General features: G+C 57.8%; 21 protein-coding genes and 2 pseudogenes. 9 read left to right on the forward strand and 14 right to left on the reverse strand.

Going from position 1 to position 20,838, the window contains the following annotated elements; translation table 11 throughout:
- From eno to AC6RA8_RS13990, 3 genes and pseudogenes are all read left to right on the forward strand, one after another.
- A pseudogene (eno, locus tag AC6RA8_RS13980) lies at positions 1-350 on the forward strand (phosphopyruvate hydratase); the annotation flags it as partial.
- A gap of 146 nt (positions 351-496) precedes the next feature.
- On the forward strand, positions 497-1,009 hold the full coding sequence (locus tag AC6RA8_RS13985; RefSeq protein ID WP_500353351.1) for a GNAT family N-acetyltransferase: 513 nt from the start codon (positions 497-499) through the stop codon (positions 1,007-1,009).
- A 9-nt stretch (positions 1,010-1,018) separates the two neighbouring features.
- Entirely contained in the window at positions 1,019-1,441 is a 423-nt protein-coding gene (locus tag AC6RA8_RS13990) for a cupin domain-containing protein (protein ID WP_500353352.1), read from the forward strand.
- Here AC6RA8_RS13990 and AC6RA8_RS13995 read toward each other — a convergent pair.
- Positions 1,432-2,535 (reverse strand): anhydro-N-acetylmuramic acid kinase, encoded by a 1,104-nt coding sequence (locus tag AC6RA8_RS13995; RefSeq protein ID WP_500353353.1) that lies wholly within the window; start codon positions 2,533-2,535, stop codon positions 1,432-1,434. The two genes, AC6RA8_RS13990 and AC6RA8_RS13995, sit on opposite strands and share 10 nt — an antisense overlap.
- 64 nt (positions 2,536-2,599) lie before the next feature.
- Between AC6RA8_RS13995 and tyrS the strand changes: the two genes are divergently transcribed.
- On the forward strand, positions 2,600-3,841 hold the full coding sequence (tyrS, locus tag AC6RA8_RS14000) for a tyrosine--tRNA ligase (RefSeq protein ID WP_500353354.1): 1,242 nt from the start codon (positions 2,600-2,602) through the stop codon (positions 3,839-3,841).
- 40 nt (positions 3,842-3,881) lie between these two features.
- Here the strand turns inward: tyrS and lpxB are convergent, their stop codons facing one another.
- The 12 genes from lpxB to frr form a co-directional block, all read right to left on the reverse strand.
- On the reverse strand, positions 3,882-5,039 hold the full coding sequence (gene lpxB / locus AC6RA8_RS14005) for a lipid-A-disaccharide synthase (RefSeq protein WP_500353369.1): 1,158 nt from the start codon (positions 5,037-5,039) through the stop codon (positions 3,882-3,884).
- Complete coding sequence (locus AC6RA8_RS14010; protein WP_500353355.1) at positions 5,036-5,935, reverse strand: LpxI family protein; 900 nt, start codon at positions 5,933-5,935, stop codon at positions 5,036-5,038. Before AC6RA8_RS14010 ends, lpxB begins: the two co-directional genes overlap by 4 nt.
- Positions 5,935-6,723 carry an acyl-ACP--UDP-N-acetylglucosamine O-acyltransferase gene (gene lpxA, locus AC6RA8_RS14015; protein ID WP_500353356.1) on the reverse strand — a complete coding sequence of 263 codons (789 nt, stop codon included), beginning with the start codon at positions 6,721-6,723 and terminating at the stop codon, positions 5,935-5,937. The genes AC6RA8_RS14010 and lpxA overlap by 1 nt, the downstream gene beginning before the upstream one ends.
- On the reverse strand, positions 6,720-7,184 hold the full coding sequence (gene fabZ, locus AC6RA8_RS14020; protein ID WP_500353357.1) for a 3-hydroxyacyl-ACP dehydratase FabZ: 465 nt from the start codon (positions 7,182-7,184) through the stop codon (positions 6,720-6,722). The genes lpxA and fabZ overlap by 4 nt, the downstream gene beginning before the upstream one ends.
- A 79-nt stretch (positions 7,185-7,263) precedes the next feature.
- Positions 7,264-7,803, reverse strand: coding sequence for an OmpH/Skp family outer membrane protein (locus tag AC6RA8_RS14025; RefSeq protein WP_500353358.1), 540 nt, complete (start codon positions 7,801-7,803; stop codon positions 7,264-7,266).
- A gap of 4 nt (positions 7,804-7,807) precedes the next feature.
- Entirely contained in the window at positions 7,808-10,150 is a 2,343-nt protein-coding gene (gene bamA, locus AC6RA8_RS14030; RefSeq protein WP_500353359.1) for an outer membrane protein assembly factor BamA, read from the reverse strand.
- Positions 10,151-10,290: 140 nt separating this feature from the next.
- The gene (locus AC6RA8_RS14035) at positions 10,291-10,416 is read right to left on the reverse strand and encodes a hypothetical protein (protein WP_500353360.1); all 126 of its coding nucleotides are present in this window, start codon (positions 10,414-10,416) and stop codon (positions 10,291-10,293) included.
- A gap of 98 nt (positions 10,417-10,514) precedes the next feature.
- The gene (gene rseP, locus AC6RA8_RS14040; protein WP_500353361.1) at positions 10,515-11,864 is read right to left on the reverse strand and encodes an RIP metalloprotease RseP; all 1,350 of its coding nucleotides are present in this window, start codon (positions 11,862-11,864) and stop codon (positions 10,515-10,517) included.
- 4 nt (positions 11,865-11,868) lie between these two features.
- Positions 11,869-13,035, reverse strand: coding sequence for a 1-deoxy-D-xylulose-5-phosphate reductoisomerase (gene dxr / locus AC6RA8_RS14045; RefSeq protein ID WP_500353370.1), 1,167 nt, complete (start codon positions 13,033-13,035; stop codon positions 11,869-11,871).
- A 1-nt stretch (position 13,036) separates the two neighbouring features.
- Positions 13,037-13,789, reverse strand: a complete 753-nt coding sequence (locus AC6RA8_RS14050; protein ID WP_500353362.1) for a phosphatidate cytidylyltransferase — start codon at positions 13,787-13,789, stop codon at positions 13,037-13,039.
- 29 nt (positions 13,790-13,818) lie between these two features.
- Entirely contained in the window at positions 13,819-14,538 is a 720-nt protein-coding gene (gene uppS / locus AC6RA8_RS14055; protein ID WP_500353371.1) for a polyprenyl diphosphate synthase, read from the reverse strand.
- A gap of 111 nt (positions 14,539-14,649) precedes the next feature.
- On the reverse strand, positions 14,650-15,213 hold the full coding sequence (frr, locus tag AC6RA8_RS14060; protein ID WP_500353363.1) for a ribosome recycling factor: 564 nt from the start codon (positions 15,211-15,213) through the stop codon (positions 14,650-14,652).
- Positions 15,214-15,394: 181 nt separating this feature from the next.
- Here frr and AC6RA8_RS14065 point away from each other — a divergent pair, with 181 nt between their 5' ends.
- On the forward strand, positions 15,395-16,042 hold the full coding sequence (locus AC6RA8_RS14065; RefSeq protein WP_500353364.1) for an acyl carrier protein: 648 nt from the start codon (positions 15,395-15,397) through the stop codon (positions 16,040-16,042).
- 24 nt (positions 16,043-16,066) lie between these two features.
- Here the strand turns inward: AC6RA8_RS14065 and pyrH are convergent, their stop codons facing one another.
- A complete protein-coding gene (gene pyrH / locus AC6RA8_RS14070; RefSeq protein WP_500353365.1) occupies positions 16,067-16,798 on the reverse strand; it encodes a UMP kinase in 732 nt (243 codons plus the stop codon).
- A 72-nt stretch (positions 16,799-16,870) separates the two neighbouring features.
- On the opposite strand from pyrH, the gene miaA reads away from it, so the two are divergent.
- The 4 genes and pseudogenes from miaA to AC6RA8_RS14090 form a co-directional block, all read left to right on the forward strand.
- Positions 16,871-17,752: a tRNA (adenosine(37)-N6)-dimethylallyltransferase MiaA gene (miaA, locus tag AC6RA8_RS14075; protein WP_500353366.1), complete on the forward strand. Its 882-nt coding sequence runs from the start codon at positions 16,871-16,873 to the stop codon at positions 17,750-17,752.
- 72 nt (positions 17,753-17,824) lie between these two features.
- Positions 17,825-18,622, forward strand: a complete 798-nt coding sequence (locus AC6RA8_RS14080; protein WP_500353367.1) for a helix-turn-helix transcriptional regulator — start codon at positions 17,825-17,827, stop codon at positions 18,620-18,622.
- A 352-nt stretch (positions 18,623-18,974) separates the two neighbouring features.
- On the forward strand, positions 18,975-20,021 hold the full coding sequence (locus tag AC6RA8_RS14085) for an ABC transporter permease (RefSeq protein ID WP_500353368.1): 1,047 nt from the start codon (positions 18,975-18,977) through the stop codon (positions 20,019-20,021).
- Positions 20,022-20,033: 12 nt separating this feature from the next.
- Positions 20,034-20,838, forward strand: a pseudogene (locus tag AC6RA8_RS14090) (ABC transporter permease); the annotation flags it as partial.

Here is a 20,838-nt window from a genome sequence, read left to right on the forward strand (position 1 = left end):
TTGTGGGCGACGACCTGTTTGTGACCAACCCGGCACGCCTGGCGGACGGTATTGCCCGTGGCTGCGCGAACTCGATGCTCGTAAAAGTCAATCAAATCGGCAGCTTGACGGAAACACTTGAAGCCGTAGATATGGCCCACCGCGCCCGCTACACCAATGTCATGTCCCACCGCTCGGGCGAGACAGAGGACGCGACCATCGCCGACCTCGCCGTTGCAACGAACTGCGGCCAAATCAAAACCGGATCGCTGGCCCGCTCGGATCGGCTCGCGAAGTACAACCAACTCATCCGGATCGAGGAAATGCTGGGCGAAACCGCCGAGTTTGCAGGCAAATCCATCCTGAAGTAATCGACGAATTTCACGTCACCGTGGGCAGCAACGTTGCCCACGGACACACACGCGCAGATCAAAACGCGCGCATAAGACAGATCGGGGAACGCAACGGATCCGTTTGCATATTGCAACCGAACACCTCCGCGATTTACTCAGACGCTATGACCAACCTCTCCATCCACTCGGCCCGTCCTTCCGACATGGAAGATGTGGCAAGGCTGTGCTGGGCCTATCGCGACCTTCTGATCGAACGATCCGTGGGCCTGCCCGATATGGTTGAAGCCTACTATGCCAAGGACAGCTATACGGCTCTGATCGCGGACCTGCCACGTATCCACGCGCGGCCCAGAGGCGACATCCTCGTGGCCGTCCTTGATGATCAGATCGTCGGTTGTGCCATGTACTACCCTTTGACCGCTCCGGGCACGACAGAGATCAAACGCGTCTACGTCGCCCCATCTGCACGGGGGACAGGGGCTGGCCGCGCGTTGATCAAGGAGTCCATGGCCCGCGCCAAGGGTGACGGCTACACCCGGGTTGTTCTGGATACGATGAGTGGACTGACGGAGGCCATCGCATTGTATGAGCGGCTCGGCTTCCAGCCTTGCGCGCCATATTACGACGCAGAACCAACTTTCCTGCCTTATCTACGCTTCTTCGATCATCCTCTATGAGCTGTGCAAATGACCGCTGACCAAATCCTCGCGCACTTGAATCTGCAACCGCATCCCGAAGGCGGACACTACCGCCAGACCTGGGTTGCTGAAAATGACGGGCGACCCACCGGCACATGCATCTATTTCCTGCTTGCCGCGGGTGAGCAAAGCCACTGGCACAAGGTCGATGCAACCGAGATTTGGCTCTACCACACAGGCGCCCCGCTGATCCTGTCGATGAGCAGCAGTGACACTGGCCCCGCACAGGATCATCTGCTGTCCCCCGATCTGAACGAAGGTGCTCCGCAGATCATCGTGCCCGAGGGGTATTGGCAGGCCGCCCGCAGCACCGGGGATTACACGCTGGTCAGTTGCACAGTCTCGCCGGGCTTCCAATTCGAAGGGTTCACGCTTGCGGAACCGGGTTTCGACATCCCACGTCAGGGATAGCTGACGGTCCCACCTCCTACGGCGGCCCGAACGCCAGTCGTCCCTGGGCAAGATGTCGGCAAACCGCGTGCGACGCGCACCGCCAGATAGGCAAAGGCCTGCGCCTCCAACATGTCTCCATTCAGGCCCACATCCTCAACAGGGCGCACGGGACAATCCAAAGACACCTCAAGCATTTTCATCAGAACCGGGTTGTGCCGCCCGCCCCCCGTCACGAGCACTTTCGAAGGCGGGCGTGGACAGTGCTGCATCGCCTCAGCCACCCCGGCTGCACACATAGCGGTCAACGTTGCTGCCGCATCCGCGTCGCTGAGTTCGTGAACCAATCTCACCATCTCAGCAAAGTCGTTCCGGTCGAGTGATTTTGGCGGGATGCGGGCAAAGTACGGCTCTGCCAGGAACAGCTCGAGTGCGCCCGTCTCGACGCTCCCCGACGCGGCAACACGGCCCCCTTCGTCAAAGGGCAGCCCAAGCCGCGCCTGCATAAGATCGTTGACCGGTGCGTTGGCAGGCCCTGTGTCAAAGGCCAAAAGCGCGCCCTCACGCTCTGCGGCATCCGCAGTGGGATCAACCCAAGTCAGGTTACCAACACCACCCAGATTCAAAAAAGCGACCGGGCTTTCCGCTCCCATCCACTTGGCACAGGCAAAGTGAAAGAACGGCGCCAGCGGTGCGCCCTCGCCCCCCAGCTCGACATCCGCCGTCCGAAAATCCCAGACAACCGGCACATGCAACGCTCGGGCCATCGCCGCACCATCGCCCAGTTGCAGTGTTCCCTGCGCGCGCGGCGCATGCGCCACGGTCTGACCATGAAACCCAACCAGATCGACGTTGTGGAAGCCGCTCAACAGCGCCTGATGAGCCGACATAACGACATCCGTCGCCGGGCCCAGTGTAGCTCCGGACCAATGCCCCAGCGCCGCGCGCAAAGCGGTCTGCTCCTCGGCCGTATACGCACGGTAGTCGTGCGTACCGAAGCCATCAATCACCACACCATCGGTCCTTAGAACGGCGGCATCCACCCCATCCAGCGACGTCCCTGACATGGCGCCCAGAGCGGTAATGATCGCTCCCTTTTCTCTGACCTTATCCATGGTCTTTTCCTTTGCCCGTCCCCCGCTTATAGACTGCGACGGAGCCGTTCCAAGGACAAGCCAAATGACTTACACACCCCGATCCGATTTTTTGCACGTGATGCAAAGCCGCGGGTTCCTGGCCGACTGCACAGACATGCAGGCGCTGGACGACGCATTGCTGGTTCCGGGGCAAACCGCCTATATCGGATTTGATGCGACGGCCAAGTCGCTGCACGTCGGATCGCTGATCCAGATCATGATGCTGCGCTGGTTCCAGAAAACCGGGCACAAGCCGATCACGCTGATGGGTGGTGGCACGACCAAGGTGGGCGATCCGTCCTTCCGCGCCGATGAACGCCCCCTGCTCGGTGCTGCTGCGATTGATGCGAATATCGCCGGGATCAAACAAGTGTTCTCCGCTTACATCGATTACGATGCCGGCGCACAGATGCTGAACAATGCCGAATGGCTCGATGATCTGAACTACCTCGATTTCCTGAGGGACATCGGGCGCCACTTCTCGATCAACCGGATGCTGTCATTCGAGAGTGTGAAATCCCGACTGGACCGCGAACAGTCGCTGTCGTTCCTCGAATTCAACTACATGATCCTGCAAGCCTATGACTTTATGGAGCTGAACCGCCGCTACGGCTGCATCCTGCAGATGGGTGGGTCGGACCAGTGGGGCAACATCGTCAACGGCATCGACCTGACCCGCCGGGTGATCCAAAAAGAGGTGTTTGGCCTGACCTCACCGCTTCTCGAAACCTCGGACGGCAAGAAAATGGGCAAGTCCCAGTCTGGCGCCGTCTGGCTGAATGCGGACATGCTGTCACCTTATGAATTCTGGCAGTTCTGGCGGAACACGACAGACGCCGATGTTGGTCGCTTTTTGAAACTCTACTCCGAGCTGCCACTGGATGAATGCGACCGCTTGGGCGCCCTCGAAGGGTCGGAGATCAACGAGGCAAAAGCCCTGCTCGCCACCGAGGTGACGACCATTCTGCATGGTGCAGACGCCGCCGCTGCGGCTGCACAGACGGCTAAAGAGGTCTTTGAAAAGGGCGGTGTGGGCGACGACCTCCCTACCCTGACCCTAAGTGCGGATGATGTGGGCGACGGAATTTCCATTGTGCAATTGATCGTCAAATCCGGCCTCGCCGGATCCGGGAAAGAGGCCAAGCGCCTGATCGCCGAGGGTGGCGCACGGATGAACGACGCACCGTTGACCGAAGCAGGCACGATGATTGATCAGGCTGCTCTGGCTGCGCCGATCAAGCTGTCGGCGGGCAAAAAGCGCCATGCGCTTGTCCAAATTGGTTAAGGTTTGACCGTACGGTAAATTCTGTCCCCGCGGGGACAGATCATCCCAACCGCCCGAGGACGGCCCGTGCAGCGCGCAGACCGGGGTCTTTTCCACCGCGTCCCAAGCGGTCCATCGTCAGCTCCATCGCAGCGCGCTGATCCTCGGAACCTTTGAGCAGGCCTTCCATCGCCGACACCACGTTGTCGACATTGAAGTCTTTGCCGACAACCTCCGGCACCACGCGGGTATCCGTCACGTGATTGATCAAGCTGCCTGTGTCAGTCGTCACCATACGGCTGATGATCGCGCGGCTGAGCCAGTGCAGATCGTAGGCGCTGACCATCGGCGTTCCGGCTGCAGCCAGCTCTAAAGACACCGTGCCGGACGTTGCAAGGGCCAAATCCGCCGCAGCGAAAGCAACGCGCTTTTCCATCAGCGCCGCATCGTGATCCTGCCCTGTGGGGTCAAGAACCAAAGGAGCGACAGGCCACTGCGCCACCTCTTTGTGCACCAGTTCTACGACCGATCCGGCGGCGGGCAGGACCATTTTCATTTCTGGCCGCGTCTGCGCCAATCGCCCAAGGGCCTGGCCGAAGACCGGGCTCATCCGCGTGATCTCTCCACGGCGAGACCCCGGGAGCACAAGCACCAGCGGGTCCGCATCCTCCAACCCATACTTCGCTCGGAATGCTGCCTGTTCCTCTGCTGTAGATCGCGGGACAGTTGCGGCGGGGTGTCCGACAAAATCGCACTCCATCCCTTCCGCTTCCATATACGGAGGCTCAAAGGGGAATAGCGCGAGGACCTGATCAATGACCTTGGCCATCTTCTTGGCCCGCCCAGGCCGCCAGGCCCACACGGTGGGCGCCACGTAGTGCACGGTCCGAATGTCCGAGCGTTCCTTGACCAGCTTGGCCACGCGCAGCGAAAAGTCCGGGCTGTCGATGGTGATCAGGACATCGGGCTGTGTGTCGATCACAGCCTGCGCCGTTTCCGCGATACGCCGTTTCAAGTGCCGGTACTTCGGCAGCACCTCGGCAATACCCATAACGGTCAGTTCGGACATGTCGAAGCGGCTTTTCAGCCCCTGCGCCTGCATGAGCGGCCCTCCAATACCGTCATATGTCACATCCAGTGCTTCACGGTTCAGGCCCGCCATCAATGCCCCACCCAAGGCATCACCCGAAGGTTCACCCGCAAGGATAAAGACCTTCAGCGCACCCAAAGGAACAGCCCCGCTTCATCCAGGAGACGCACAACCTCTTCCCGTTCAAGCACCATCACGCCGTCAGCAGCGACGACCATGCCATCAAGCCGGGCTTCGATGACCGCGCGCGCCGTCTCGGGTCCGATTGTGGGCAAGTCGATCCGCCGGTCTTGACCCGGTTTCGGCGCTTTGAAGAAAACGCCACCCTCGGGCTTTGCCCGGGCCTCAGCCACAGGACCGGACAGCCAGTCTGCCGCATCGTCCAACATGTCACCGACAAAATCCATTGCCGCCCCGAATGGATCGCCATCAGTCGCGGGCATCGGACGCGCCGGACGCTGTTGCAAGCCGCGCAACATGGCATCGGTGCCCTTGGCATCTTCGCGTGCGATGACATGGCCATCACGGATGACACAGGACTGACCCTCATCTGCCCGGCCCTGTTCGATCGAAACTTGCTCGGCCGCCTTGATATGCGCCTCAATGTCGTCCGGTACTGCTGTCCGGGTCAGAACACCGGATTGCGGTAACAAGTCCGGTACAAGCGCATGAGCGCCCTTTACGATCATGCCGCGTTTTTCGAACAATCCAAGGATGGCCCTGAGCGCGGCATCTTCGCCGTCCTTGACCGCCTTTGCGAGGGTCGGCACCAGCGGCATCGTCCGCGCATCCAGCTTTAGCGGGCTGAAGCCGGGCCTTTGAATCGCTCCGCAAAAGCAGACCTCTGTTACACCCCGAGCAACGAGTTTGTGCAACAAGGTCCCGATGGTTTCGAGCCGAAACCAGACGTCCACCTCAAGCCCCTCCGGCTTGTGCCCGTCGAGCGCACAAATGATGGGTCGAGTTGGCTGGTGCTTTGCAACGACCGACGGCAATGCGCCGGTCCCAGTGATCAGAGCCAGCATCAGCGCGGCGTCAGGAACGACCGGTCACTGTCGCCCATGACAAATTCGACAATCTCGCGGACAAATTCACTATCGGTTTCCTTGCCCAATCGCTCGGCCCGATTGTGGAACGTGCCTTCACCTTGCGCCAGCATCTGGAATGCCGCCCGCAAAGCCGTGATGTCGCTGCGGCTGACACCACGCCGTTTCAGGCCCACAAGGTTCAGCCCATCCAACTCGCCCCTTGGTGCCTGAACAAGGCCATAGGGGATCACGTCATTTGTCACCATGGTCACGGCACCAATGATTGCACCCCGACCGATGCGCACAAATTGGTGGATGCCTGACAGGCCTCCAACGATCACATCATCCTCAAGGACACAATGCCCCGCCACAGCGGCTGAATTTACAACGATGACCCTGTCGCCGATATGCGCATCATGCGCGATGTGGCAGCCAGCCATGAACAGGCCATCATCTCCGATCCGTGTAACGCCGCCGCCGCCTTCGGTGCCACAGTTCATAGTCACGTGTTCGCGAATGCGATTGCGTTTGCCGATCACCAAACGGCTTGCCTCGCCCTTGAACTTCAAGTCCTGCGGCACTTCTCCGATGACAGCAAAGGGAAACACGGTTGTCCCTTCATCGATTTCGGTATGGCCAGTGACAACAACGTGGCTTTTCAGCACGACATCTGCGGCGATCACAACATTCGAACCAACGACGCAAAAAGGCCCTATGACGGCCGTCGGATCAATCTGTGCGCCCGGTTCCACGACCGCCGACGGATGAATACCTACGTCGCTCATGTGGTCGGCAAATCCATCATCGCGGTAAACTCAACCTCGCAGGCCATTTCACCATCGACCTCTGCGACACCGGCGAATTTCCAGACTTTCCCGCCAGGCTTCCCACGGGTCGTTTTGAGGTTCAGTTTCAGAACGTCGCCCGGAACAACCATCCGGCGAAATTTGCATTTGTCGATGGCCATGAAATAAACAAGTAGGTTCTTGTCAGCCAGATCAAGCGCGACGCCGACCATGACTGCCGCTGTTTGCGCCATTGCTTCGACAATCGTCACACCAGGCATGATGGGTTGCCCGGGGAAATGACCCTGAAAGTGCGGCTCGTTCATCGTGACATTCTTGATGCCTGTCGCCGACTGATATCCGTCGATTTCCTCGACACGATCCACCAAAAGGAAGGGATAACGGTGCGGGATTAAGCGCTGTATCATCCCGATATCGGCGGATTTTAGTTCTGTTGTCATGGGATGCCCGAGCCTTTGGTCATTGGTCTTATCATCGACACGTGCCTAGCAAGACAGACACGGCCTCGCAAGCGCGCGGCTATTGTTGGTCGGTTCCGTCGCCCAGAGCCGCATCCATCCGTGAAATTGCAAGATCCGTAATGTCGATCGCATTTGCGCTGACAAAAACACTGCGTTGTTCCAAGATAACGCCAGCACCTGCTTCGCGCATGATGACCTCAAGTACTGGCGCCGCAGACACCAGAAACCGATCACGGTTTTCTTCCAGCAAGTCGGCAATGCTGCGGCTTCTGGCCTCGCGTTCATTGCGTATGCCCTCCACCCGTGCATCAAACGCATCCGCCAGTTCGCGAAACGCCTCTGGTTCCATATCAGGACGTTGATCCGTCAAGGCCTGCTCTTCCGCTTCCAACTCTGCCTCGAGACGGCGGTTATCTTCGGCAAGTACGGTTGTCTGAGCCTCTATGTCAGCGAGGACGCGTTGGCCAAAAGCACTGTCCCGGTAGAAGCGTTCGCTATCGATTGTCAGGATAGGGCTGCGGACATCTTGCGAGACAGACGACGTGGCCCAAAGCAGGGCCACGATCAGGAGTGCACCGGCTTTGACAAGCCTGCTCATCAAATCAGAACGTGGTCGAGATGGTGAGGTCGAACGACTGCTCGCGGTCAAACTCTTCTTTGCGCAGCGCATTGGAGAAGTTTAGGCGCAGTGGTCCGATAGCCGTATCCCAGAAAATCGAGAAACCGATGACATGACGGAAGGACCCACCTTCACCCCGGACGTCGCCACCGGAAAGATCGACCTCGTCCAGATCCCAAAGGTTGCCAACGTCATAAAACAGCCCGCCGCGAATACCCAACTCTTCCGGCAGACCTAGCGGGAATTCGGCTTCAAACCGTGCAGCAACGAATAGGTTACCACCCAGCGGATCAGGGTCATCGCCTGCCGCATTGAAATCGCGTGGACCAATGCCGCCCGGTTCAAAGCCCCGGATGATCCTTGGTCCAAGAATGAAGCGGTCAACTGTCCGGTTTGTACCACCGTTCCATGCCAGATATCCGCCCTCGAGCGTCGCCCGGAGCGTTACCTCTTCATTGAACGCGAGTCGTTGACCAACAATGCGGCCGCGCGTCCTTATGAATTCGGAATCACCACCCAAGCCCGCGAAATCCTGGGAAAGCTCAAGGAGCACGCCCGCCGTTGGGTTTAGGCCACCTTCGCGTGTGTCATAGGTGTAAGTATATCCAATCGACGATGCAGATTGTTCGCCAACATCAATCTCACGCTGAACAATGGGACCGTTCACGACCGGGTCGCGCACGATCATTTCATTTTCAAGGTAACTGTAATTCACAGACAACCTCGATCGCTCACCAATGGGGAAAGTCAAACTGGGGCGAAATGTAAGTGACTCAGTGTCGTAGTTGGCGAAGCTTGAGTCCGATTCACTGTACTGCAGGTTCAGGCCAAAAGTGACGTCTCTGCCCAAAAAAGCGGGTTCAATAAAGTTGATGCCGTATTGTTCAGACTCTTCTGCCGTCGAGAAATTGAATCCGAGGGTTTGTCCCCGGCCAAGGAAGTTGCGCTCGGTAAAGCTTACAATCAAACCAAAACCATCATCCTGGGAGAACGCACCACCAAAGTTGAGCGAGCCGGTTGGACGTTCTTCAACATCTACATCGATAACAACTTGATCCGGGCTTGATCCCTCACGGGCGTTAACATCAGCAGCTTCGAAGTACTCAAGTGCACGAATACGCTCGGCAGCATCTCTGATTTCCCGCGGATTGAATGGGTCACCTTCGGCCACCTTAAACTGACGACGGATCACACGATCAAGTGTCGTTGTGTTACCCTCAATATCAATGCGCTCGACAAATACACGTGGACCACGGCTGAGCACAAATTCCACATCAAGCGTCAACGCACGATCATTTCTCGTAATTCGGGGCTCGACCCTTAGAAAATCAACGCCTTCTCGCTGTCCCTGTCGTTCAAGACGCGAAATCTCCGCCTCTACCAATGTTGGGGAGTAAATGACGCCTGGGCGTACTTTGATGAGCTGCAGGTATGCGTCACCGTCAACATTGGGCAACTCGCTGACTACAGTAACTTCGCCGAAGGAAAACTGCTGCCCTTCCTGGACGTTGAATGTCAGGAAAAAACCGTCGCGCTCTTCGGTCAGTTCGGCATTTGAACTTACGACCCGGAAGTCAACATAACCGCGTGAGTTGTAGAAGTCGGTCAGAACCTGCTTGTCAAATTCAATGCGGTCTTCAACCAACGTGTCTGTTTGGATCAGAAAACGCAGGAGACCGGCCTGCTTGGTCTCGAGAACCCGGCGCAATCTGCGGTCGGAATAGACCCGATTTCCAACGAAACTGATACGCTCAACCTCGACAACATCGCCTTCGAAAATCTCGAAAATCAGATCAACGCGATTGTCGGAACGTCGGATGATGCGGGGGCTTACGCGCGCTGCAACGCGACCTTGTGTGCTGTAAGCTTCGGCAATCGCACCTGCATCCCGTTCCGCTTGTGCAGGTGAAAACACCCTTCTTTCTTGGCTTTGGATAATGGCGGACAGCGCGTCGTCGTCTACGCGGCGGTTTCCTTCGAAGGTCAGGCGATTGATCGTCGGAAACTCAGTAACCGTAATCAGGAGAGTGCTGCCTTGTGGTTCGACGGAAACGGTTTCAAACAAACCGCTTGTTTCAAGGTTGCGGCGTGCATCGTTCACTTGCCCCGCCGACAGCGTTTGCCCCGGAGCGATTCCAGCTCGCGCAAGAACCGCGGAGTCACCGATCCGCGTGTTTCCATCGACCACAATGCGATTGAATTGGAAGTTTTGCGCCTGCGCTGGGGTCTGTGTTCCGACCCAAACCGCTGACAAAAATACAAAAAAAGCTAGAATACTATGCGCCCGACGCCAGCACGCCTGTGCTTGCCCTGCTGCGCCCCTCATCCCCAGTCCCATGGTTTTGCCCCACGTGTTCAGACATACAATAGTCACGTGACTAACGGCATTGCGAGGTGTTGTCAAAAGCGCAAAACCCCGTGGGTCACCACGGGGTCACTAGCACATCTTGTGGATAAATCTGGGTTTTAGAGGCTGCCCAACCATGCGCCTGCCGCAAGAGCGGCCACCAATGTCAGGCCATGAAGCGCCCGATCAGAATTCAGCATCATCAAAAGGCTCAAGCCACGGTATCCGGTTTGAATCATCTGCATCGGTTCGTCCTCTGTTTCGCACTTGTGATACAGAGGCAATGCGGCAGGACATGGGACGAATGATGGCAAGAATAAGGCGTCAACCCGCCCCAGTCCGCTTAGGGGCAGAAGATATCATTCCCCAATGCAAACAGCATGAGTGACAACACGAGGGTCAACCCAACTGTCATCAAGATGCGCAATGCGCCATCGCTTGGAGGTTTGCCCGTGACCGCCTCATAGGCGTAAAACACCAGGTGACCACCGTCCAATGCAGGGATCGGAAACAGGTTCAGAAGACCAACCGCAGTGGAAAGCACAGCGATAAACCAGATGAAGTCGCTGAGCCCATGACTTGCCGTCGTACCCGCAACCTGTGCAATGCCGATGGGTCCCGACAGATTGCATGAGCTAATCGCGCCGGTAATCAGGTGCCCAAGACCGTTTATGGAGCCGGTGATAACCCCGATCATCCGTTCGTATCCGCCGGACAATGCCTGCAAAGGTGCTGGCGCTTCGCGGCCCATTTCAAAGGCCTGACCTCCGCCAAGGCCGATCCGCCACTTCTTTTCAAAGCCGCCCTGCCCGTCTAACTCATCAACCAGCTTGGGCGACAATTCGATTTCCATTTCCGCACCCGAGCGCCAAACGGTTAGCTGCACCAGCGCACCATCAGAATTCTCAATGACCTCTGGCAGCTGCCCAAATCGAAACACGGGCGCGCCGTTAATCGATGTAATCACGTCGCCAACTTCGAACCCGGCCGCAAGACCAGCACTACGCGGAACGACCCGCGTCACGAGTGGCGGGAACAGATACGGTCCAGTAACTGTCATGACGTCGCCGCCACGATCGACAAGATATTCAAGCTGCGGCTTTTCCGGGATCGTTTCAATAAACGCGGCATAGTCCTCGGAGTTGATGCTGGGGACGGCTTGACCCTCGATTTCGCGAACGATGTCCCCTTCGCGCAATTCGTACGCGCCAGCCGGAAGCGGCTTGATTTCACCAACCGTCAGTGGATCACGCGGGACGCCAGTGAAAAAGATCACGGCGGCGAAGACGATAATCGACAGCACAAAGTTGAAGACAGGGCCTGCGGACACTGTCGCCGCGCGCGCCCAAAGCGGTGCACCGTGCATTGTGCGCCGCAGGGCGGCAGGATCAGCGGCGGCTTCCTCCATCGCGTCAACATCTTTGCCAGATGCCGCGTTCGCATCGCCAGCGAACTTTACGTATCCGCCAAAGGGTAAAGCCGCGATCTGCCAGCGAGTTCCCCGCTTGTCCATACGGCTCCAGATCACGGGGCCAAATCCGATCGAGAACACATCCGCGTGGATGCCTGACCAGCGGCCAACAATATAGTGCCCATATTCATGGATGGCGACGATGACACTCAGCGCCACGACGAAAAAGAAAATGGTCCAGGCAAAACCGCCAAAGGCGGGAATCAGTGCCGAAATATCCAAGGTTTTATCCTGCTCTTTGCTCGATCACATCGCGGGCGGCTTGTCGTGCCATTTGGTCCGCTATGTGCACATTATCAAGGGTCATTGGGGCATCAATATGGCTCGGATCAGTGCAGTTGAGCACTTCATCGACCACTTCTGCCATCGCCGGAAAGCTGATGTCACCGCCAATAAACCCATCCAACGCGGTTTCCTTGGCCGCATTGAATACGGCACCGGATAGTCCGCCCCGCTCCATGACTTCGCGCGCCAGTCGAAGGGCGGGCCAGCGCACTTCGTCGGGTGCACGGAACGTCAGTGAGCCGATCTGCGCCAGATCAAGACGCTCAACAGGCAGTGGCTGGCGATCAGGCCAATTCAGGGCATAACCAATGGCGTGTCGCATATCGGGTGGCCCCACATGCGCCATCAACGCGCCGTCATTGAAACCGACCATTGCATGGATCATGGATTCGGGGTGGACAAGCACCTCGATCTGATCAGGTCTGGTGCCGAAATATTCTCGCGTTTCAATCAGTTCCAAGGCTTTGTTGAACATCGACGCACTGTCGATCGTGATCCGTTGCCCCATGTCCCAATTTGGGTGCGAGGATGCCTCGGCCAAGGTCGCCTGTGCCAGCTCCTCCAATGGCCAGTCCCGGAAGGCACCACCACTGGCCGTGATGATGATGCGCTCAACCGCTGACATATCTTCGCCGACAAGCGCTTGGAAAACGGCCGAATGCTCACTGTCCACCGGCAGCAAACGCGCATCATGGGCTTTGGCGGTGGAGAGGATCAATTGACCGGCGCATACAAGGGATTCCTTGTTGGCCAAAGCGAGGGTTGCCCCCTGCTCGAGCGCGCACAACCCCGGCGCAAGACCGGCAGCCCCCACAATTGCGGACATGACCCAATCTGAGGGGCGGCAGCCTGCCTCGGTCAACGCGTCCTGCCCTGCGGCGGCTTCAACATCGCTGCCGCTCAGGGCTGCACGCAGATCATCCAGCCGGGCCTCATCTGCTGTCACAGCCACATCTGCGCGCAGGCGGATCGCATCCTGTGCAAGCTGTTCAATGTTGGATGATCCCGTCAGCGCCACAACATCGTAAGCTTCCGGTTCTCTGGCAATCAGGTCGATGGTGTTTTGACCAATCGAACCCGTCGCGCCGAAGATCGACACGCGGCGCATGTCAACCAAGCCCCCAGGGGAAAGCCGCAATCTGAGCAAACATCAGGAAAAACACCGAGGCACCCAACATCCCGTCAAACCGGTCCAGCACGCCGCCATGACCGGGGATCAGCGACGAGCTGTCCTTGACGCCCATGCGCCGCTTCATTGCGCTTTCTGCGATATCACCCATTTGGCTGGCCATGGACACGGCAATAGAGACGCCGATCAATTGCAACGAAGCGCCCGTGTTGATCGCGAAGACCGCCCCGACAATGCCGGCGCCAACCCAGCCCGAGGCGGTGCCTGCCCATGTTTTCTTGGGGCTGACGCGCGGCCAGAATTTTGGTCCCCCGATCAGGCGGCCAGCGAAGTAGCCAACCACATCGGTAACAACGACCACTGCCACCAGCCAGACCATCCAGCCAAAGCCGAGATCATCGCGGACATGCATCATCCCATATCCAGCCATCAATACGAGCAGCGTGAAGATCATGTAGATCGACCGGTTCTGCTTCAACTGACCAAACCCAACCATGCAAGGGGCCAATAGCAACGGCAGCGCAAAGCCGGTTGGCAGATAAACGGCGAGAAGCGTCGCGACACCGGACACTGCGCCCAGTTGCACAGCGAGCGAGGGATGATCAGGCGAGATGATGCGGACCAACTCCCACACCATCAGGCCGCAAATCAACGCTATCAGAACATGGAAAACATCGCCGCCAACCCAGATGCCCCAGATGCCGACAAGGACCATGACCAGACCGGACGCCATGCGTGCCGCAAGATCTGACCACCGCTCTGTCACCGCTTCACCCCACCAAACCGGCGTTCGCGTCCGCCATAGGATGCGCAAAGGCGCGTGAATTCTTCCCGACTGAAGTCAGGCCACAGAGTATCAATGAATTCGTATTCGGCATAAGCCGATTGCCAGAGGAGAAAGTTCGATATCCGTGCCTCTCCACTGGTGCGGATCACCAGATCGGGGTCGGGCAGCACATAGGTGTCCAGGTATTTCGGAAGCGTTTCCTCGTCCACACTCTCTGGCCGCAGTTTTCCTTCAGCAACGTCTTGCGCCAAACGTTTGGTCGCGCGCGCAACCTCGTCACGACCGCCGTAGTTCAAGGCGATTGTCAGGTTCACGCTTGTGTTGCCCGATGTCAGCGTCTCCAGCTCATCCATGAGGGAGATTAGCTTGGCATCCAAGCGCACACGATCCCCAATGAAGCGCACCCGCACCCCAAATTCGTTCAGCGCGCGGGTTTCCTTGGAGATGTAGCGGCGAAACAGGCTCATTAGCCCGGCGACTTCGACTTGCGTGCGTTTCCAGTTTTCGGTCGAGAAGGCGAAAATCGTCAGGTACTCAACACCGATATCCGGGCAGGTTTCCACAACTTCGCGGACACGTCGCGCACCGGCGTGGTGACCAAACAGGCGCGGCCGTCCTCTTTGTGTTGCCCAACGTCCATTGCCGTCCATGATAATGGCAACGTGGCGCGGGCCGGTATGTACGGTGTCTGTGATAACGCTGTCCTTGGATTGTCTGCGTAAATCCCGTCAACCGGGGGTCCGACTTAGATGGTCCACACACTCCCCGGGAGTGTTGGTCCCGACCAAAGGGCCGGGATTCGTTTATCAAACCTGCATGATCTCGGTTTGTTTGGTTTCAAGCGCCCCGTCCACGGACTTGATGAACTTGTCCGTCATCTCTTGAACCTCATCTTCCCAAAGCTTCTGGTCATCCTCGGACATTCCGTCCGCCTTCGCTTTTTTGATCTGGTCCATACCATCGCGGCGCACGTTGCGGATGCTGACGCGGGCATTTTCGGCGTAGCTGCCAGCAACCTTACCCAACTCACGGCGGCGTTCTTCGTTCAGTTCGGGGATCGGCAGCATGATGATCGTGCCGTTGAGTTGGGGATTGATGCCCAGCCCGCTTTCTCGGATGGCCTTCTCCACTTTGCCGACCAAACCTTTGTCCCACACGTTAACCGTTACCATCCTTGGCTCGGGCACGTTCACTGTGCCGACCTGGTTGATAGGCGTCATGGACCCATACGCATCCACCATCACCGGTTCGAGCATCGAAGCTGACGCCCGGCCAGTCCGCAGCGATGCGAATTCGGTTTTCAGGTTGGCCATGGCACCTTCCATGCGGCGCTCAAGGTCATCAGTGTCGAGCATAAAGTCGTCAGACATTGTATTCCCCGTGTTCGTCTTGGCCCGTTCGGGCGTCTTGCATTTGGGTATAGTGCAACGGGCAGGCGAATTGCCAGAGGGGTTTGAGCGATGCTCAATTTAGCGCTCTGGCGCGCAATAGCGTCAAACTGTAAACACAATCGCAGGTTAGCAAAAATCCGCCTTGATCCGGAAACCGAACATGTCAGACAGTTTAAATGCAATCGTCGAAAGAGCTGCCCGCATACTTGGTGTCGCAGATGCGGATATCGATGTGAATGCGGATATTGCCGACCTTGGTCTCGATGCAGACGATGTGCAGGACATATTGGAAGAAGTCGCGGAGTTGTTCGGTGCACCTTTGATCGACATCATCAACACGCTTCCCGTCTATCGGATCAAGCGCGGCGACATGACAATGGCCAGCTTGCAGGACATCGCCGCCTTCTCGCCCTGGGCATCAGCGTTGTTGTCAGAGCTGACTACCAAAACGGATATCGAGACACTGACGAGTCTGGCCGCATCTATTGATGCAGGGCGCTATGTCCCGAGTGGGCGAAAGTCAGACGATCTGCATCGCCCCAAACCGCCAGCGTGGGTCATTGCAAAAGCAGTTGGCATCTGGGCCACGGCGCTTCTGGTGCCCTTGTTCAACGTATTTCGTCCGTGCAATCCACTGGCCCAGTTCTGTTTCACGCCAGCCGCCGAAAAGTTCTGGAATGTCGCCAGTTACTCTCTGACGATTGCGGGGGCGACAACGCTGATCTGGCTGGTCCCGGGTTTGCACGAATTGTCAGACGACATTCGAAAGCAGAAGGCTCGGCTCAAACGCGGTGCGGGCGAAGCGTAACACGCAAACAAGTTGCAGTGGAGACTATCCCTGTACCCGCGTGAAAGTCCCATTGCCTTCCAAGATCTCCTTGAACCCGCCAGGGGTGTCCAGCGGGAAAACAATCAGTGGAAGGTTGTTGTCGCGCGCGAGTGCGATCGCCGATGCGTCCATGACGCCAAGGCGTTTTGCCAGAACTTCGTCGTAGGTCACGACATCATAGCGTTTGGCATCGTCGTGCTTGGCCGGGTCCTTGTCATAGACACCGTCAACACCATTCTTGCCCATGAAAATGGCTTCACAAGACATCTCGTTGGCGCGCAAAGTGGCGGCTGTGTCTGTGGTAAAATACGGGTTGCCCGTTCCGGCGGCAAAGATGCAAACGCGCTTTTTTTCAAGGTGGCGTACCGCGCGACGACGGATGTAAGGCTCTGCCACCTCGTTCATCGTGATGGCGCTGATAACACGGGTAAACACGCCCAGCCCCTCAAGCGCAGATTGCATGGCAAGGGCATTCATCACCGTGGCAAGCATTCCCATGTAATCGGCCGTCGTTCGCTCCATCCCCTGAGCGGAACCTTGCAGACCCCGGAACACGTTGCCGCCTCCAATCACCATGCAGATCTCGACCCCCATATCATGGACGGCCTTCACTTCCTGCGCGATGCGTTCAACGGTTGGCGGGTGGAGCCCGAAGCCCTGATCGCCCATCAGCGCCTCGCCCGAGATCTTCAGCATCACCCGTTTGAAGGTGGTTGGTGTCTCTGTCTCGGTCATGGTGCGCCCCCGCTCTTTCAAATTGCGCGCAACCTGTCCTAAATGCGATGGGTTTTCAATGGACGACACCACATGATCCGCGATGTAATCGCATCTTTGCCAAGCGACCTCCCAATTCTGATCGCTGGTCCAACGGCATCAGGGAAATCTGCGCTTGCGCTGGCAATTGCAGAGACGGATGGCGGCACCATTGTGAACGCGGATGCAAGCCAGGTGTATGATTGCTGGCGGGTCCTCACCGCGCGCCCCTCTGCCGCAGAGGAATCACGCGCCCCGCACCGGCTGTATGGGCACCTGCCCTTTGATGCCCCCTATTCTGCCGGCCACTGGTTGCGCGAGGTAACACCGATTTTGTCCAGCGAGAGGCCCATCATCGTCGGGGGCACTGGGCTTTACTTTTCCGCTCTGACACAAGGGTTGGCGGACATTCCGGCTACACCAGCGGCGCTCCGAGAACGCGCGGACCAGATGGACTTGGCCGCGATGCTGATGGAATTGGATGCAGACACCAAGGCGCGCATCGATGTCGCGAACCGTGCACGTGTGCAGCGCGCCTGGGAAGTGCTGACCTCCACCGGTCGCGGGCTTGCTTATTGGCAGGACAACACCGCAGCCCCGTTGCTGCAGGCTGGGACATATGCGGGGATCGTCATGGATAGCCCGAAGGAATGGCTGACGCCTCGCATTGCAACCCGCTTTGACGAAATGCTGCGAGGCGGTGCACTGGAGGAGGCGCGCGCGATGCAGGACCGTTTTGACCCGGCCCTGCCTTCGTGCCGGGCTATTGGGGTCGCAGAGGCAATGGCGGTTCTGCGTGGCGACATGGATCACGAAATGGCGGTTGAACAGGCCACAATTGCCACGCGACAATATGCAAAACGCCAGCGCACCTGGTTTAGAGCCAAGATGGCGGATTGGCGCTGCATTGCCTCCGCTGAGTTGGCCAAGATTTGACTTTTTGTGTGTTTTCACGCACAAACCGCATAGCGGAAAGCAAGTTATTTTGTCGAAAACGGACAAGCATCCATGTCCCTGCCTCCGATCGAGATCAAGCCGCTTGTGCAGCTGACCGCTGGTCAGGACTGGCGTGTGTCGCTTGCGCACGACCGGCCACAACATGTCGTCATCTGGATCACCCGTGGCCAGGGGCGGCTCTTGCTGAACGGCACCCGACGTGGTGTGGGAACACACAATGCACTGACCATACCGCCGAACACGTTGTTTGCACTTGAATTGGGTCGACAAGGCAGTGGTATGGTCGCGCTGATCCCCGACGGGACAGAAATTCGATGGCCAACCCGCGCCCGGCAGTTGCGTGTGCGGGACGTCGACAGCATTGGCGAAATGACGTCCATTTTCGAGGCGGCGCATCGCGAGGTCACGCAGGCCCGCCCGTTGGTCCAGGATGCGATCGACGCCCATATGTCACTTTTGTCAGTTTGGTTGCGGCGACAGATCGCCCTGCCCGATCACCTGCCTGTCACGATGAACGCAGCCGCGCGATTGAGTTCGAGGTTTTGCGAACGCGTCAGCAATAACTATGCCGACGGATTGACCATGGCGGACCATGCTGCCGCACTGGATGTCACTGCAACCCACCTGACGCGCGCGTGCAAAGCCGCCACAGGCCGGACTGCAGCAGATTTGCTGACCGAACGCACACTCTATGCGGCGCGCGTAGCCCTGACAGAAACCGCAGTGCCCGCACAGGATATTGCACGGCATCTCGGCTTTGGATCCGCTGCATATTTTACCCGCTTCATGCAACAACACACCGGACAAACGCCAACCGCCTTGCGAAAGGCGGCGCGGTCAACTCACTGACGCCTTACGTGGCGTAAAGAGAAAAATGTCGCAAACAGAACAGGCAAATGTCGCAAACGTGTAGTGCTTTTTGAAACCGCACCGTTGACCTGTGTACGCTTCTGTTGCCTCATAGGCTCAGGGAACAAAATGATCGCGCGCGCATGGCCGCACCTCAGCCAGATTGAGGAACATGTGCCAAGCCCAAATCAATGGGCACGCGAACACGGGGGACATAGGTGTAAGCAAAACCATCAAATCACAAGGCTAGCCCGCAAAGGCAGCACCCGAGGCGTATCACGAAAACAAATCGCGCCCGGCAAACAACAAAGGCGGCACGCACCCGCCTCAAGCCACCCAACAGGGGCACTAAATGGGACTTTTCATACTCAGACGGCTGGGCGTGATGCTACTGACGGCACTTTGCCTGACGTTCATCGTGTTCTTTCTGACCAATCTCTATCCAAACCTCGAGAAGCTGGCCAAGACCCAAGGCAACTTCCGCATGACGGACGAAGCTGTCGCAAGTTGGTTGGACGATCGGGGTTATATCGACAACACGTTCGTCAAATACGGTCGCTGGCTGGGTGTCGCGCCGGGATGGGTGACCGAAAAAGAAGATGGCACTGTCACCGGTCAGTGTTTCGCCGAAAACGCGCCTGTTGAGGAACGGCCCACGTTCTGCGGTGTGTTGCAAGGTGACTGGGGCTTTTCGCTGGTGTTCAAGGATGAGGTCAGCAGCCTGGTCGCAACGCGGCTTGGCGCAACCGGCAAGCTCATGGGCTTTGTTCTGCTTGTCATGGTTCCAATGTCGCTGATCGTGGGTGTGCTGGCTGGTATGCGCGAAGGTTCGGGGCTCGATCGGTCGCTCTCTACCTTCTCGATCGCGACGACAGCCACGCCTGAATATGTCTCGGGCGTTATCTTCATCGCGATCTTTGCGTCATCTGCCTTTGGGCTGAAATGGTTTAAGGGGTCAGCGACCCAAGCCATCGAGAACGCAACTTTTGAGAACTTCACTTTGCCCGTTCTGACCATTGCGCTTTACGGCATGGGATACATCGCGCGGATGACGCGGGCGAGTATGACCGAGGTGATGACCGCACAGTACATCCGCACGGCCCGCCTCAAGGGCGTCAGTTTTGGCAATATCGTTCTGAAGCACGCACTCAGGAACGCGCTGATCGCACCGTTCACTGTGATCATGTTGCAAATCCCGTGGTTGCTGAACGGCGTGGTGATTGTCGAGACGCTCTTTAACTACAAGGGCTTTGGCTGGCTGCTGGTGCAGGCCGCGGGCAACAATGACATCGAACTGCTTTTGGCTGTGTCGGTCGTATCCGTTGTCGTGGTGCTGATCACCCAGCTGATTTCGGACATCGGCTATGTATTCCTCAACCCACGCATCCGCATTTCTTAAGGGAGGCTGACCATGGAACCTTTGACATGGACTGGCCCTCTTGGGCAATTTTTGGACCCGGTGCTGTATGTGCTGTCCGCGATTTTCCTCGTGGCCATCCTCATTCAGATCGTATTTGGCTTGGTGAGTGGCGGAACGCGCGTGGTCGCAAACCCGGATGGCACACTCAGTTCTGCTGGAGGCGCCTATGATCTTTCAGCGACGGCCACGCGATGGCTTGGCCTTGGGCTGTTCCTGATCGTATTGGCATATGCCGTTGCAGGTATTTTTGCTGGGCCGCAGGTCGCCGGGATCATCGGCGGGATGAGCCAGCAGTTGCTGCCCGTCTGGATCGCGCTGATCGTGACCTTCGCCGTGTCGATCAAGTTCAAACGCAAGCTGGGTCTTTACGGAAAACTCTTTGACTCCACAGTCGGCATGATCGGCTTCGCGCTGGTGATGTTCTGGGTCTACGCCGGTGTGATGGCAGGTCTGTTCGACTGGATCACAACCCATGACAGTCTGAGCCAAGTGTCTGGCATGAAGAACAAGGTCCCCGGCACACCGATGCGCAGTGCCGAGGATGGTGAATACGCCTGGTACTTGCTGGGCGGTGACAACCTGGCGCGCGATGTGTTCAGCCGTTTGTTTAAGGGGGCGTGGGTCGTGGTGCAGATCGCACCGCTCGCCACCGTCTTTGCCTTCATGGTTGGTATCACACTGGGCCTGCCCGCCGGGTTCTATGGTGGTCGCCTCGACACACTCCTATCGTTCCTTGCAAATCTGATCCTCGCCTTCCCTGTGATCCTGCTGTTCTACCTGCTGGTGACACCAGAGA

Source organism: Tateyamaria sp. (assembly GCF_059783535.1).